This window comes from Mesorhizobium sp. WSM1343 (assembly GCF_055901535.1).
The window spans coordinates 389,420-402,590 of record NZ_CM148370.1; the positions used below are offsets into that span (position 1 = coordinate 389,420).

At 63.7% G+C, this 13,171-nt stretch carries 13 protein-coding genes; 6 read left to right on the top strand and 7 right to left on the bottom strand.

The genetic code is table 11. The features are described from left to right. Positions 1–7: 7 nt before the first annotated feature. The 4 genes from AC0NIL_RS01770 to AC0NIL_RS01785 form a co-directional block, all read right to left on the bottom strand. Positions 8–991, bottom strand: coding sequence for a 2-hydroxyacid dehydrogenase (locus AC0NIL_RS01770; RefSeq protein ID WP_127369338.1), 984 nt, complete (start codon positions 989–991; stop codon positions 8–10). After that, positions 988–2,010 (bottom strand): LacI family DNA-binding transcriptional regulator, encoded by a 1,023-nt coding sequence (locus AC0NIL_RS01775; RefSeq protein WP_081714208.1) that lies wholly within the window; start codon positions 2,008–2,010, stop codon positions 988–990. Before AC0NIL_RS01775 ends, AC0NIL_RS01770 begins: the two co-directional genes overlap by 4 nt. A gap of 77 nt (positions 2,011–2,087) precedes the next feature. Then, on the bottom strand, positions 2,088–2,972 hold the full coding sequence (locus AC0NIL_RS01780) for a DMT family transporter (protein ID WP_063173523.1): 885 nt from the start codon (positions 2,970–2,972) through the stop codon (positions 2,088–2,090). Positions 2,973–3,170: 198 nt separating this feature from the next. Then, on the bottom strand, positions 3,171–3,578 hold the full coding sequence (locus AC0NIL_RS01785) for a DUF2000 family protein (protein ID WP_024501919.1): 408 nt from the start codon (positions 3,576–3,578) through the stop codon (positions 3,171–3,173). Positions 3,579–3,627: 49 nt separating this feature from the next. Here AC0NIL_RS01785 and AC0NIL_RS01790 point away from each other — a divergent pair, with 49 nt between their 5' ends. Further along, complete coding sequence (locus tag AC0NIL_RS01790) at positions 3,628–4,497, top strand: AraC family transcriptional regulator (RefSeq protein ID WP_275953175.1); 870 nt, start codon at positions 3,628–3,630, stop codon at positions 4,495–4,497. 24 nt (positions 4,498–4,521) lie between these two features. Here AC0NIL_RS01790 and AC0NIL_RS01795 read toward each other — a convergent pair whose 3' ends face one another. Both AC0NIL_RS01795 and AC0NIL_RS01800 read right to left on the bottom strand, forming a co-directional pair. Next, on the bottom strand, positions 4,522–4,992 hold the full coding sequence (locus AC0NIL_RS01795; protein ID WP_473572792.1) for a MarR family winged helix-turn-helix transcriptional regulator: 471 nt from the start codon (positions 4,990–4,992) through the stop codon (positions 4,522–4,524). A 221-nt stretch (positions 4,993–5,213) separates the two neighbouring features. Beyond that, positions 5,214–5,960, bottom strand: a complete 747-nt coding sequence (locus tag AC0NIL_RS01800) for an intradiol ring-cleavage dioxygenase (RefSeq protein WP_473572793.1) — start codon at positions 5,958–5,960, stop codon at positions 5,214–5,216. 199 nt (positions 5,961–6,159) lie between these two features. Here AC0NIL_RS01800 and AC0NIL_RS01805 point away from each other — a divergent pair, with 199 nt between their 5' ends. Together AC0NIL_RS01805 and AC0NIL_RS01810 are read left to right on the top strand one after the other, a co-directional pair. Then, complete coding sequence (locus AC0NIL_RS01805; RefSeq protein ID WP_275953176.1) at positions 6,160–7,215, top strand: CobW family GTP-binding protein; 1,056 nt, start codon at positions 6,160–6,162, stop codon at positions 7,213–7,215. A 253-nt stretch (positions 7,216–7,468) separates the two neighbouring features. Next, positions 7,469–8,443 carry a WD40 repeat domain-containing protein gene (locus AC0NIL_RS01810; protein ID WP_275953177.1) on the top strand — a complete coding sequence of 325 codons (975 nt, stop codon included), beginning with the start codon at positions 7,469–7,471 and terminating at the stop codon, positions 8,441–8,443. A gap of 6 nt (positions 8,444–8,449) precedes the next feature. Here AC0NIL_RS01810 and AC0NIL_RS01815 read toward each other — a convergent pair whose 3' ends face one another. Further along, positions 8,450–8,902, bottom strand: coding sequence for a hypothetical protein (locus tag AC0NIL_RS01815; protein ID WP_013528227.1), 453 nt, complete (start codon positions 8,900–8,902; stop codon positions 8,450–8,452). Positions 8,903–9,057: 155 nt separating this feature from the next. Here AC0NIL_RS01815 and AC0NIL_RS01820 point away from each other — a divergent pair, with 155 nt between their 5' ends. From AC0NIL_RS01820 to AC0NIL_RS01830, 3 genes are all read left to right on the top strand, one after another. Continuing rightward, positions 9,058–10,437 (top strand): aspartate aminotransferase family protein, encoded by a 1,380-nt coding sequence (locus AC0NIL_RS01820; RefSeq protein ID WP_127369174.1) that lies wholly within the window; start codon positions 9,058–9,060, stop codon positions 10,435–10,437. A gap of 32 nt (positions 10,438–10,469) precedes the next feature. Then, positions 10,470–11,855 (top strand): glutamine synthetase family protein, encoded by a 1,386-nt coding sequence (locus AC0NIL_RS01825; protein WP_473572851.1) that lies wholly within the window; start codon positions 10,470–10,472, stop codon positions 11,853–11,855. Between the two features lie 80 nt (positions 11,856–11,935). Further along, positions 11,936–13,171 carry a putative DNA modification/repair radical SAM protein gene (locus tag AC0NIL_RS01830; RefSeq protein WP_473572794.1) on the top strand — a complete coding sequence of 412 codons (1,236 nt, stop codon included), beginning with the start codon at positions 11,936–11,938 and terminating at the stop codon, positions 13,169–13,171.

Consider the following 13,171-nt stretch of genomic DNA (forward strand, 5'->3'; position numbering starts at 1 on the left):
CCACCGATCAGTTTCTAGCCTTCACATGCGCCGTCTCGGGCACCGGCGTCAGCGGCCGGCGCTCGGTGAACCAGGACACCAGATTGTCGACGCACAGATCCGCCATGGCGCGGCGTGTATGGTCCGAGGCCGAGCCGACATGCGGCAGCAGCGAGGTGTTGGGCGCGTCGAGCAGCGCCTTGGGCACGTTCGGTTCGTCGGCAAAGACATCGAGGCCGGCAGCGGCGATGGTGCCGTTGGCAAGGGCTGCCGCAAGCGCTGCCTCATCGACCGTGCTGCCACGGCCGATGTTGACGAAGACGCCGTTGGCGCCAAGCGCCGACAGTATCTCGGCATTGACCGCCTTCTCCGTCGAGGCGCCGCCCGGCGCGACCGAAATCAGCGTATCCACGGCTTCGGCAAGCCCTTTCAGGGTCGCATGATAGTGGTAGGAAAGACCTTCGACACGGCGCCGGTTGTGGTAGGCGACCGGCAAGCCAAAGGCCTCCAGACGCCGGGCAATGGCCTGCCCGATGCGGCCCATGCCGAAAATACCCACACTGCGCCCGCGCAAGGTCAGCCGGCTCAGCGGATAGTTGCCCTTGCGCACCCAGCTGCCGTCGCGCAGCCAGGTCTCGGCGCGCGGCAGGTCGCGGATGGTGTTGATCAACAGCCCGATCGTGGTGTCGGCGACCTCCTCGGTCAACACGTCGGGCGTGTTGGTGACCATGATGTTTTTCGCCGCCGCATGACCGACATCGACCGAATCATAGCCGACGCCGAAGGAAGCGATGAGTTCGAGGTTGGGCAATGCATCCATCATCGCCGCGTTGATGCCGGCGAACGAAGCGACGCCGCGCACATCACTGCGCATCTCGTCGGTGACGAGCGCCGGATCGGCGCGTTCAATTCTGACACGCCTGAACGTGCGGTTGATGCGGTCGACCGCGTGGTCGTTGAAATCGCCCGGCACCAGGATGGCGACGGTCTGCAACTGTTCGGCCTTGGTCATGCACGCTCCACCGGCTTGCCGGTCGACTGACGCACATGCAGTTCCGGCTTGATCAATTCCTGCGAGGGTCGCACCGTCTGCCCGTTGAGCTTGTCGAGCAGCGCGCTGGCGGCGCGGCGGCCCACCTCGCGCTGGCCGTTCCAGACTGTGGTCAGCGCCGGCGTCGCGATCGCCGCCTCTTCGAGGTCGTCATAGCCGGTGACCGAGATGTCGACGCCCGGGACCAGGCCGGCGCGGGCAATGCCGTTCATCAGGCCGATGGCGACGAGGTCGTTCCAGCAGCAGGCTGCCGTCGGCCTGTCCTTCAGCGCCAGGAACTGTCCGGCGGCCTCGAAGCCGGCCTGCTTGGTGCGCGGCCCGGCGATGCGCCAGGATGGCCTGACTTCCAGCCCGGCCGCCTCCATCGCGTTGATATAGCCTTGGTAGCGGTCACGGCCGGTCGAGGTCTGGTCGGTGCCGCCGATCATGGCGATGCGCTTGTGGCCGAGCGAGATCAGGTGGTTGGTGGCGAGGCCTGTTCCATAAGAGTCGTCGCCGCGAAAGACCGGCACGTCGGCACCCTCGACGGTGCGCGCGATCAGCACAGCCGGCAGGCCGTTCTCCTCGGCCATCACGATGTCGGAAGCCGGCGTGCCTATCGCCGGCGACATGATGACGCCGTCGGCGCCGAGTTGCAAAAGCGTATCGATGAAAGTGCGCTGCTTTTCGAGCTGATCATAGTGGTTGGACAGGATGAAGGTTTGCCGGCTGCGGTCGAGCTCGCTTTCGATCGAGCGCAGGATCTCGGCGAAGAACGGGTTCATGATGTCGTGCACGACGACGCCGACAATGCCGGAACGCGAGGTGCGCAGGCTGGCGGCGCGTCGGTTGTAGATATAGCCGATGGCGCGGGCATGTTCCTTGATGCGGTCACGGGTGGTCCCGGCAACAAGAGGGCTGTCGCGCAGCGCCAGCGAGACCGTGGCCGTGGACACGCCGAGCGCATCCGCGATCGTCGAAAGCTTGATTTTTTGTGCCAGCGACGTGTGCTCCCCGGACCTGACTTTCCAGACCTAAACTGTTTAAAGGCGGCGTTATGCCACCGATCGGGGGCAAATCAAAGTTTTTTTGCCAACGCCTCGGCCTCGACGTCCGAGGCCGCGCGGCTCCGCAGCCGAAGCCTATGCTCGCGATGGACGATGTAGAGGCCGCTGGCGACGATGATGGCGGCGCCGACCAGCGTCCAGCGGTCGGGAAACTGCTTGAAGACGATCCATCCGGAAATGATCATCCACACCATCTGCGAATAGGGATAGGGCGCCAAAGCCGTGGTCGTCGCCAGCCGGTAGGCCTGGACGAGCAGCCAGTGACCGACGCCGCCGAACACGCCGAGCATCAGCAGCACGAACCAGTGCCAGCCGTCATGCGGCAAGGAAAACGAAAACGGCAGCAGGGGCAACAGCAGCAGCGCCGGCGCCAGCGCCGAAAACAGGATGAGGCTCTCCGATGTCTCGGTCGCCGACATGCGGCGCGTCATGATGACGTAGAAGCAGTTCGACAGCATCGAGCCGAGCGCGAAGAGATGTCCGATGCCGAACACGCCGACGCCCGGTCGGGTGATGATGAGGACGCCGGCAAAGGCCGCCAGGATGGCCAGCCAGCGCCGCCAGCCCGCCCACTCGCCAAGCAGCGGACCGGCCAGCGCCGTGATCACCATCGGCCCAAAGAAATAGATCGAGGTTGTCTCGGCCAGTTGCAGGGATTTGAGCGCCAGGACATTGAATATGGTCGATCCGAACAGGAAAGCCCCGCGCAGGATATGCGCAGGCAGGTTGACCGGGCGAAACCGCATGGGTTGGCGCCAGCCGCGCAACAGGGTGCCGACCAGGATGACATGCACGGCAAAGCGCACCCAGGCAACGACCAGCACGGAAATGCCGGCGAGGACGAGGTATTTGCTTGATGTGTCGAGGAAGGTGAAGCAGACGTAAGTGGAAAGCATGCACAGGATCGCCACCGGGGGCGTCGCGCTTTCTACATGTCTTTGGGGAGCACTCACTTGCAGGCCGGGTGGGAACTGGGCTGGACCCACCTTTGCGGGAATTGCCGGCTCCCGGCAAGCCAATTGTCGGCTGTCGCCACGCCAAAGCCGGCTGGCACAACAAGTGTCGGCGGCAGGCTTAGTCGATGCCTTTGAAAGCTACGGGTGCATACGGGCGCCCTTGGTGATCTTATCGACCAGCTTCTTGTCGGCGCGAAGCGCGATCCCGACCACCTTGGCATCTTCAGGCGCAAATTCGGCGAAGACGGCCCGGTTGGCCGCGTCAAAGCCGGTCGAAAACATCTCCTCGACATAGAGCGAGGTGGTCACGCCGCGCTCCAATGTGCGCCGGTGGATCGTGCCCAGCGTGGCCTGGTCGGCGGACAAAACGATGACCGGCTGGATCGACAGCGGGTTATAGAGATTGCCGGCGCGGTCGCGATAGGGTTCGCCGATGATGTCGCGAAACTGGGCGACAATGCCGCTGGTCAGGAAGGCGGTGACGTTGAGTTTCTGCCAGACCGGCAGATCCTCCCTGAGCACGATTGCAAATTTCGTATCGAACATGAGACATTGGCCATTCGGTTTGTGCCCCAATGCGAGGCTTAAGGAGACGATGTCGCACGATCTAGACAGCCAGGCCTTCGAGGGTCTTGGACGTTTGTGCATCGATGCGGCGGAAAACCGTATTATCTCCGGTCCCGATCCCGCAGGCATGGAGCGGATCGAGGCACGCTTCCATGGCAGCGCGTTCGACCTGCATCGCCACGACACCTATGCGATCGGGGTAACGCTGCACGGTGTGCAGACGTTTCGCTATCTTGGTGCTGCGCGTCACAGCCTTCCAGGCCAGATCATCGTGCTACACCCCGACGAACTGCATGACGGCGGCGCCGGCACCGAGGACGGCTTGCGCTACCGAATGCTCTATTTGGAGCCGTCGCTGATGCTCGACTGCCTCGGCGGCGCTTCGCTGCCTTTTGTGAGGGATGGCGTGGTGACGGACGCGGCCTTTTGCGCAACGCTGCTTTCGGCTCTGGGGCCGCTGGAGCAGGAACTCGACGACCTGTTCGTCGACGACTTCCTGGTCCAACTGATGCAAAGCCTGACCCGGCACGGCGGCCAGCCGGCAAAGCCGATGACACGGACGGCGTGGCGGGCGGCTGCACTGGCGCGCGGCTATCTCACGGAAAACCTGACCCGGCCGGTGCGCTCCGGCGAACTGGAAGCGATAACCGGGCTCGACCGCTATGCCTTGTCACGGCATTTCCGCGCGGCGTTCTCGACCAGTCCGCATCGCTTCCTGGTGATGCGCCGGCTTCAGCGTGCGCGGCGGATGATCGCCGCCGGCGAACCGTTGGCGCAGATCGCGGTCGAAGCCGGCTTCAGCGACCAGAGCCATTTCATCAGGCAGTTCAAGAAGGCGTTCGGCATGACACCGGGACGCTGGTCATCGCTGATCCAGGGCTCTGCCGCGGCGGCTTGATCGCCTGCCGCGACAATCCGCCGGTCAGTCGTCCGACTCGGCGTCGTCGTCGATGAGCACCAGTTCCTCGTTCGAGAGGTTGGCCTCGATGCGGGCAAGCAGTTTGGACAGCGACTTCTGGTCCTTCTTGTCGAGGCCCTTCAGCGCCTGCTTTTCGGTCTTCTTCACCGATTTCTCGATGGCGTGGATGATGTCGCGGCCTGTATCGGTGAGGAAGATGTGGGCCTGGCGGGCATCGGCTTCAGAAGCGCGCTTCTCCAGGAAACCCTGGGCCTGCAGCCGGTTGATGGTCTTGGTGATCGTCGGCGGGCGCACGCCGAAACGTCCGGCAAGATTGCCCGGCGTCTGGCCGTCCTCACGGTCGAGCGCCAGCATGATCTGGTCCTGGCCGGCATAGAAGCCGTGCGCCAGAAGCCGGGCAGCCAGCGCCGTCCTTGCCAGCCTTGCCGCGGAATGCAGCCGGCTCATTGTCGCAGTCTTGTCCGCCTTGGCCATGGTCTTCCCTCTTCGGCCGTACCGGTGCGGGCAGCATAGAGGCAGCCGGCCGGTTGGCAATCGACGATCAAAAAGATTCCGGTGCTTCAAACAGCTTTGCCGGCAAGCATTGTGGTGTCCGCCGTGGCTAATGCCAGATGTTTATTTCAGTTAGATGACAAACGAATTCCCAGCCGGAGTTTTCGTCGCGAGCAGGGTGGTGGTGGTGGAGTGACCGCCGCTCAGCCGGACTTCACCGCCACGATCATCAGCGCCTGATAGGCATCCTCCAACTCGCGCAGCGCAGCCTGCGATTGCGATCCGGCCCGCCTGGCGATGCCGTCATCGGCATTTGAAGTGTCGCGCTTGCCGGGCCGGTCATTGTAGGGCGCGACAGAGGTGAAGATCTGCTCGCTGAGGCTGTCGGGGAAAAACAACTGGCCGGTCATCACCGACCTGTCGTCAGGGAAGACCTTGAAATGGATATGGGTGGTGCGGCCGCGATACCAGCCGGGATAGATCGTGGCGAAGGAGACGATGCCGCTTGCATCGGTTTTCTGCCAACCACGCAGGAAGGTCTGGCCCGACGTGTCGACGTCGCGGCCGTCACCCTGTCCGGGATAGCCGGAATAGGCGCCCTGCGCGTCGCAATGCCAGATATCGACGCGGGCGCCGGCAAGTGGGCGGCAGTCCACGTCGACAACCTGCAGCCGGACGTCAAGGGCAATACCTTTCTTGCCTTCGGTGACATCGGCACGTTCGAGTTTCGGGTCGAAATAGAACGGTCCCTCGGTCACTTCAGGCGTAATGGTGCAGACACCGGCGCCGTTTTCGAACAAGGCCAGTCCGGCATAGGGTGAAGCCTGGGCAGCCGAAGATTGAGCGGCCATTGCCGAGGCCGGCAGGAAGGCACCACCTCCGGCGGTGACCGCGATCAACCCGAGCGCCTGGCGCCGGCTCAATGAGAAGGAGGATGGCTTGCCGAACATATCATGCCTCTCAAATTGACCTTCCGCATCCCGAGCTAGGCAATCACAGCGGCTTTCGCCAGTCAAAATCCGGTATTGTAGCAAGCCGGTTTGGCCCATCGGTTTGCCCCGTGCAAAAGCCCGGCACACATCCTATATGGAACCGACAATCCCTTTTGAGGGCCGGATCTTTCGCGGCCCAGCACTTTCGAGGCAAGCCATGAGCGACGCACAGACGCAAATCCCCGTAACCGTTCTCACCGGCTATCTCGGCGCCGGCAAGACGACGCTGCTCAACCGCATCCTGTCGGAAAACCACGGCAAGCGCTACGCCGTCATCGTCAACGAGTTCGGTGAAATCGGCATCGACAACGATCTGATCGTGGAATCCGACGAGGAAATCTACGAGATGAACAATGGTTGTGTCTGCTGCACGGTGCGCGGCGACCTGATCCGTGTCGTCGAGGGCCTGATGCGCCGCCCCGGCCGCTTCGACGCCATCGTCGTCGAGACCACCGGGCTCGCCGATCCGGTGCCGGTGGCGCAGACCTTCTTCATGGACGACGATGTGCGCTCCAAGACCAAGCTTGACGCGGTGGTGGCGCTGGTCGACGCCAAGCACCTGCCGTTGCGGCTCAAGGATTCCAGGGAAGCCGAGGACCAGATCGCCTTCGCCGACGTCGTCGTGCTCAACAAGACCGACCTCGTCACGTCAGAAGAACTCGCCAAGGTCGAGGCAACGATCCGCGCCATCAATCCGGCGGCAAAGATCCATCGTACCACCCGCGCCGGCGTCGACCTGACCGAAGTACTCGACCGCGGCGCTTTCGATCTGTCCCGGGCACTGGAAAACGATCCGCACTTCCTCGAGGCGCATGACGATCACGATCATCATGACCACGACGGCCACGATCACCACCACCATGATCATGACGGGCACGACCACCACCATCATGCGCATGCTTCCGACATTCATGACGTGACGGTGCAATCGGTGTCGCTGCGCGGCGGCGAGATGGATCCGAAGAAATTCTTCCCCTGGATCGAGAAGATCACCCAGATGGAAGGCCCCAACATCCTGCGGCTGAAAGGCATCATCGCGCTCAAGGGCGACGACGAGCGCTATGTCATCCAGGGCGTGCACATGATCATCGAAGGCGACCACCAGCGCGCCTGGAAAGACGGCGAAAAGCACGAGAGCCGGCTGGTGTTCATCGGCAGGGAACTCGACGCCGAGCGGCTGAAGAAGAGTTTTGACGCCTGCCAGGCGGCTTGATTTCCAAGCCTTATAACGCTAGCGCTGCCCCTTCTGTCCTTCTCCCCTTGTGGGAGAAGGTGGCCGTGCGAAGCTCGGTCGGATGAGGGGTGCTCCAGCTGGGCACCGACGGCGATCCGTCCAACACCCCTCAACCGTCTCGGCGCTGCGCGCCGATCCACCTTCTCCCACAAGGGGAGAAGGTTGGCGCCACACCCGGCCGCGCTGGCGACTTCCCGGGGATGGCAACAAACTTCATTGGAATGGTTCCCTGATGCCCACAGTCGCCCCCCTAGACCTCGAAGGCCATTGCATCGCCGCCGTCTTTCTCGGCGACGTGCCGCATTTCGCGATGGCCGACGGCGCCATCCATCGGCTCGACCATGGCCACAAGACGGTTCAGGCCAATGACGGGCTGCTCGCCGCCTTCCATGATGCGGCCAATGACCGGCTGATCACCGGCGGCGAGGACGGCAAGGTGTTTGCCGTGAAAACGGGCGGCGAGGCCACGGAATTGGCAAGCGCGGCCAGGAAGTGGATCACCAGCGTTGCCGCCGGGCCGCAAGGCGCCATCGCCTATGCCTCAGGCAAGACTGCCTTCGTGCGCTTCGCCGACGGCAAGACTAGGGAATTCGTCCATCCGCGTTCGGTGGAGGGGCTGGCCTTCTCGCCCAAGGGCATGCGCTTCGGCGTCGCCCGCTACAATGGCGCGACGCTGCATTTCCCGGCCGCCGAGGGCAAGCCGGTGGAACTCGAATGGGCCGGCGCCCATACCGGCATCACCTTCTCGCCGGATGGCGCCTTCCTCATCACCACCATGCAAGAAAACGCATTGCACGGCTGGAAGCTCGCCGACGGCAAGCACATGCGCATGACCGGCTATCCCGGCAAGGTCAAAAGCCTGTCGTGGAGCGTAAAGGGCAAGTGGCTTGCGAGTTCCGGCGCGCCGGCGGCGATCGTCTGGCCGTTTTCCGGCAAGGACGGGCCGATGGGCAAGGCACCGCTGGAACTCGGCACGCGCGGCAACGCCATGGTGACGGCTGTCGCCTGTCACCCGAGCCAGGATGTCGTCGCCGTCGGCTATGATGACGGCATGGTGATGGCGGTGCGTTTTGCCGACGCCAAGGAAGTGCTGTTGCGGCGGCCGGGCAAGGGCGCCATCACCTCGATGATGTGGGACAAGGAAGAACGCCGCGTCGCCTTTGGCAGCGCGGCAGGCGACTGCGGCGTCATCGACATCACGGCCTGACCCCGCTCACTCCGCTCCGCACGACACTTTGCCGCTGATTTCAACCGGTTTGCCGTCCTGGTCCGTATCCGCCGCGGCGTCGTAGATGGAGAGCGTATAGCTCCCGTCGTAGACGCCTTCGTCGCTGGTCCTGGTCAGGATCGTCAGTTCGACCGAGTTGATCTTTTGCGCGGCCTCGTGCTCACGATAGATGTTCAGCCGCAATTCCTTGCCGTCGAGCCAGTACTGCGTCAGGTTGGAATCCTCGAACACAGTCTTGCGCAGGCTGTCGCTGGCAGGCCGGCTCAGAATTTCGAGGTTGCCGCGAAAGTTGAAGGTCGGCCCGCCCATGCCTCTGGTGACGCCGGCCTCGACCTCGAATGTCGCCGCCGTGTCGTCGGTGGAGCACCAGATGCCGCCCGAGGCGAAGGCCGCGCTCGCCGACGACAGGTGCATCGCCACACAGATGACTGTCCTCATTACCCCTCCCCCCTCAATTCCCGCTCATATTGGCGCCGACTTCGGCAGCACGGTCAAGCGCCGCCGCCAAAGGCTGAGCCAACGCAGGACAGATGCGCGGCCAATTGCGGATGCAGACACGGATTGGCTAAGAGGAATCGACCAGAGGGGTTTTCATGCACAGCGATATGTCCAAGACGTCCATCGGCGGCATCGGCCGCGACCGCATTGCCGATCTGCGCGAGACCGAGGGGGCAGCCTTCCGCAAGGCGCGGCCGCAATCTCAGGCGAAGGTCGGCAACGGCCTGCCCGGCTTCTTCGGCGGCGTGCCGATGCACTGGATGAACGACTGGCCGACGCCGTTCCCGATCCTGGTAGACAGCGCCAAGGGCGCCACGATCACCGACATCGACGGAAACAAGCTCGACGATTTCTGCCTTGGCGACACCGGCTCGATGTTCGGCCATTCGCCGCCGCCGGTGGCGCGCGCCATCCGCCGCCAGGCCGGACGTGGCCTGACCTATATGCTGCCTTCGGAAGACGCGCTGGCCATCGGGCCGCTGCTGCAGCAGCGCTTCGGCCTGCCGTTCTGGCAGATCGCGACGACGGCAACCGACGCAAACCGTTTTGCATTGCGCGTCGCCCGCGCCGTCACCGGCCGGGAGAAGATCCTTGTCTTCAACGGCTGCTACCATGGCTCGGTCGACGAGACGATGGTGCGGCTGATCGACGGCAAGCCCGTCAACCGGCCGGGATTGGCGGGCGAGTTCCGCGACCTGACCCGTACGGCCAAGGTCATCGAGTTCAACGATATCTCAGCACTCGAAGCCGCGCTTGGGGATAAGGACGTCGCCTGCGTCATCGCCGAACCGGTGCTGACCAACTCCTGCATGGTGCTTGCCGATCCGGGCTACCATGACGCCCTGCGCAAACTGACACGCCAAGCCGGCACACTGCTTCTGATCGACGAGACGCACACGATCTCGACCGGCCCCGGCGGCTACACGAGGAAATATGGTCTCGACCCGGACTTCTTCGTCCTGGGCAAGCCGATCGCCGGCGGCGTGCCGGCCAGTGTCTGGGGCATGAGCGACGACGTCGCCTCGCGCTACGCGGACTACAATAGGACCAAGGAGCCGGGCTATTCCGGCATGGGCACGACGCTCTCGGCCAACCCGCTGCAGTTCGCGGCGATGCGGGCCGCGCTTGAAGAGGTGATGACGCCGGAAAATTATGACCGCATGGATCACCTGGCGCGGCGGCTCGATGCCGGGTTGACCGGCGTGATCGATCGCTATCGCCTGCCCTGGCATGTTTCCCGTGTCGGCGCCCGCGTCGAGTTCATCTGCGCGCCCGGTCCGCTGCGCAATGGCGCCGAGGCGGAAGTGGCGCATGCGCCGGAACTGGAGGCCGCCATCCATGTCGCGCTGGTCAATCGCGGCGTGCTGATCGCACCCTTCCACAACATGATGCTGATCTCGCCGGCGACCACTGCGACCCAGGTCAACCGGCTGATCACCGCCTTCGGCGCGGTTGCGGCAAAGCTTGCGGCATGAGACAAGCGGCGATGGACAATCCCAATGCCATGATGACCTCACCTTCGGGCTCGACATCAGCCGAGGCGCACGCCTTTCTCGACGCCCATCCCGAGATCGAGGCCTTCGATATCGTGCTGACCGACGCCAATGGCGTCGGCCGCGGCAAGATCGTGCGCCGGCATGAGCTGAAGAGCATCTTCGAGGGCGGCCGCCACATGCCGATCTCGATCCTGGGCCTCGACATCACCGGCGAGGATGTGCACGAGACCGGGTTGATCTGGACTACCGGCGACGGCGATCTCAGGGCATGGCCGATCCCCGGTACGCTGGTGCCGCTCTACGGCACGAGCCCGCCGCGTGGCCAGCTGCTGATGGCGATGTACATGCTCGACGGCCGGCCGATGTCGTCGGATCCGCGGCTGGCGTTGGCTCGGCAAGTCGACATCCTGGCGGCCAAGGGCCTCTATCCGGCTGGCGCCTTCGAACTTGAATTCTTCCTGCTGGCCAATGAGCGCGATGCCGACGGCAAGGTGCAGCCGGCGCGCGCCGTGCTCGACGGCCGCGTCTCGGGCAAGACGGAAGTCTATTCCGTCGACCATCTGCACGGCATGGAGCCGCTGTTCTCCGACATCTATGCCGCAGCCAAGGCGCAAGGCATTCCGGCCGAGACGGTCATTTCCGAATATGCGCCCGGCCAGTACGAATTGACGCTGAACTACCGCAAGGATGTGATGCGGGCGGCCGACGATCTGGTCATGCTGAAGCGGCTGGTGCGGGCGCAGGCGCGCCGCCACGGCGTCACCGCCTGTTTCATGGCCAAGCCGATCGAGAAATATGCCGGCTCGGGCATGCATTTCCATGTATCGCTGCAGGACAAGGCCGGCCGGAACGTCTTTGCCGAAGCCGGCGGCGAGAGCTGGTCGCTGCCGCTGCTGCAAGGGCTCGGCGGCCTCATCCAGACCATGGCGGAATCGATGCTGGTGTTTGCGCCGCACGCCAATTCCTGGCGGCGCTTCGTCTCGCAATCCTATGCGCCGGTGGCACCGACATGGGGCGTCAACAACCGATCGGTGGCGCTGCGTGTGCCGGCCGGCGACGCCAAGAACCGGCGCATCGAGCACCGGCCGTCGGGCGTCGACGCCAACCCCTATCTGATCGCCGCAACCGTGCTCGCCGGCATCATCAAGGGCATGGATGAAGGGCTCGATCCGGGGCCCGAAACGACCGGCAACGGCTATGAGGCAGCGGTCACGCGCACAACCATGCCTGTCGACTGGCGCGCCGCGATCGAATCGGCCCGGGCGTCCAGCTTCCTGAAGAACGCGCTCGGCGAGGACCTGCACCGGACCTTCGTGGCAATCAAACAGTCCGAATACCTGCGCGTGGCACGCACGGTCAGCGAACTGGATTACCACCTCTATCTGCACGAAGTCTAAGGGCCGGGCGGGCGATCACTTTTTCGCCGTTTCCATCAAATGAGGTGGCATAAGGGCGGATAAGAACATATCATGAACGGATGAGCGCACTCACCGTCCGTGAAAAACTGGCTGTCCTCTCCGACGCCGCCAAATACGATGCGTCCTGCGCCTCATCGGGCGCGGCGAAAAAGGACTCGCTGGAATCAGGCGGCATCGGCTCCACCGAGGGCATGGGCATCTGCCATTCCTACGCGCCGGACGGCCGCTGCATTTCGCTGCTGAAAATCCTGCTGACCAATTTCTGCATCTATGATTGCAGCTACTGCATCAACCGATCGTCGTCCAATGTGCGGCGCGCCCGTTTCACCATCGACGAGGTGGTGAAACTGACAATGGATTTCTACCGGCGCAACTATATCGAAGGCCTGTTTCTGTCCTCCGGCGTCGTCCGCTCACCGGACGGGACCATGGGCGAGATGGTCGAAGTGGCACGCCGGCTGCGGCTGGAGGAGAAGTTCTCCGGCTATATCCACCTGAAAACCATTCCGGAAAGTTCGGCCGAACTGGTCGAGAAGGCAGGGCTTTATGCCGACCGGCTGTCGATCAATGTCGAGCTGCCGACCGACGAGGGTGTGAAGCGGCTGGCGCCCGAGAAGAAGCCGGAGACAATCCGGCTTTCCATGGCCAGGCTGCGCCAGAAGATGGAGGAGAAGGCCGAGCCGACTTTGAAGACCAAAAAGCGCGAACGCTTTGCGCCGGGCGGCCAGTCGACGCAGATGATCATCGGCGCCGACAAGACATCTGACGACGGCATATTGCACACGAGCGCCCGGCTCTATGGCAGCTACCATCTGCGGCGGGTCTATTACTCGGCCTTCAGTCCGATTCCGGATTCGTCGTCGTCGCTGCCCCTGCAGAAGCCGCCGCTGATGCGTGAGCACCGGCTTTATCAGGCCGACTGGCTGATGCGGTTTTACGGCTTTTCGCAACCGGAAATCCTCGCCGGCAGCAGCGACGGCATGCTCGATCTCGCCATCGACCCGAAGCTGGGCTGGGCACTGCGCAACCGGGGGCAGTTTCCCGTCGACATCAATCGCGCCGACCGCGAAGCGCTGCTGCGGGTGCCGGGTCTCGGCACCAAGGTGGTGGCGAAGATTTTGGAGACGCGTCGGCAACGGCGCATGCGGCTCGAGGACGTCGGACGGATCTGCCAGTCGATCGCCAAGCTCAGGCCGTTCATCATCGCCGAAGGCTGGTCACCTGGCGCGCTGACCGACAAGGCCGGCCTGCGCGAAAAGATTGCCTCCTCCTGCGAACAGTTGTCGTTGTTCTGA

Excerpts from the sequence above, each read along its gene's own strand:
- AC0NIL_RS01810 (WP_275953177.1), top strand. The coding sequence starts at position 7,469 with ATGCCCACAGTCGCCCCCCTAGACCTCGAAGGCCATTGCATCGCCGCC.
- AC0NIL_RS01795 (WP_473572792.1), bottom strand. The coding sequence starts at position 4,992 with ATGGCCAAGGCGGACAAGACTGCGACAATGAGCCGGCTGCATTCCGCG.
- AC0NIL_RS01790 (WP_275953175.1), top strand. The coding sequence starts at position 3,628 with ATGTCGCACGATCTAGACAGCCAGGCCTTCGAGGGTCTTGGACGTTTG.
- AC0NIL_RS01825 (WP_473572851.1), top strand. The coding sequence starts at position 10,470 with ATGACCTCACCTTCGGGCTCGACATCAGCCGAGGCGCACGCCTTTCTC.
- AC0NIL_RS01785 (WP_024501919.1), bottom strand. The coding sequence starts at position 3,578 with ATGTTCGATACGAAATTTGCAATCGTGCTCAGGGAGGATCTGCCGGTC.
- AC0NIL_RS01805 (WP_275953176.1), top strand. The coding sequence starts at position 6,160 with ATGAGCGACGCACAGACGCAAATCCCCGTAACCGTTCTCACCGGCTAT.
- AC0NIL_RS01800 (WP_473572793.1), bottom strand. The coding sequence starts at position 5,960 with ATGTTCGGCAAGCCATCCTCCTTCTCATTGAGCCGGCGCCAGGCGCTC.
- AC0NIL_RS01830 (WP_473572794.1), top strand. The coding sequence starts at position 11,936 with ATGAGCGCACTCACCGTCCGTGAAAAACTGGCTGTCCTCTCCGACGCC.
- AC0NIL_RS01815 (WP_013528227.1), bottom strand. The coding sequence starts at position 8,902 with ATGAGGACAGTCATCTGTGTGGCGATGCACCTGTCGTCGGCGAGCGCG.
- AC0NIL_RS01780 (WP_063173523.1), bottom strand. The coding sequence starts at position 2,972 with ATGCTTTCCACTTACGTCTGCTTCACCTTCCTCGACACATCAAGCAAA.
- AC0NIL_RS01820 (WP_127369174.1), top strand. The coding sequence starts at position 9,058 with ATGCACAGCGATATGTCCAAGACGTCCATCGGCGGCATCGGCCGCGAC.
- AC0NIL_RS01770 (WP_127369338.1), bottom strand. The coding sequence starts at position 991 with ATGACCAAGGCCGAACAGTTGCAGACCGTCGCCATCCTGGTGCCGGGC.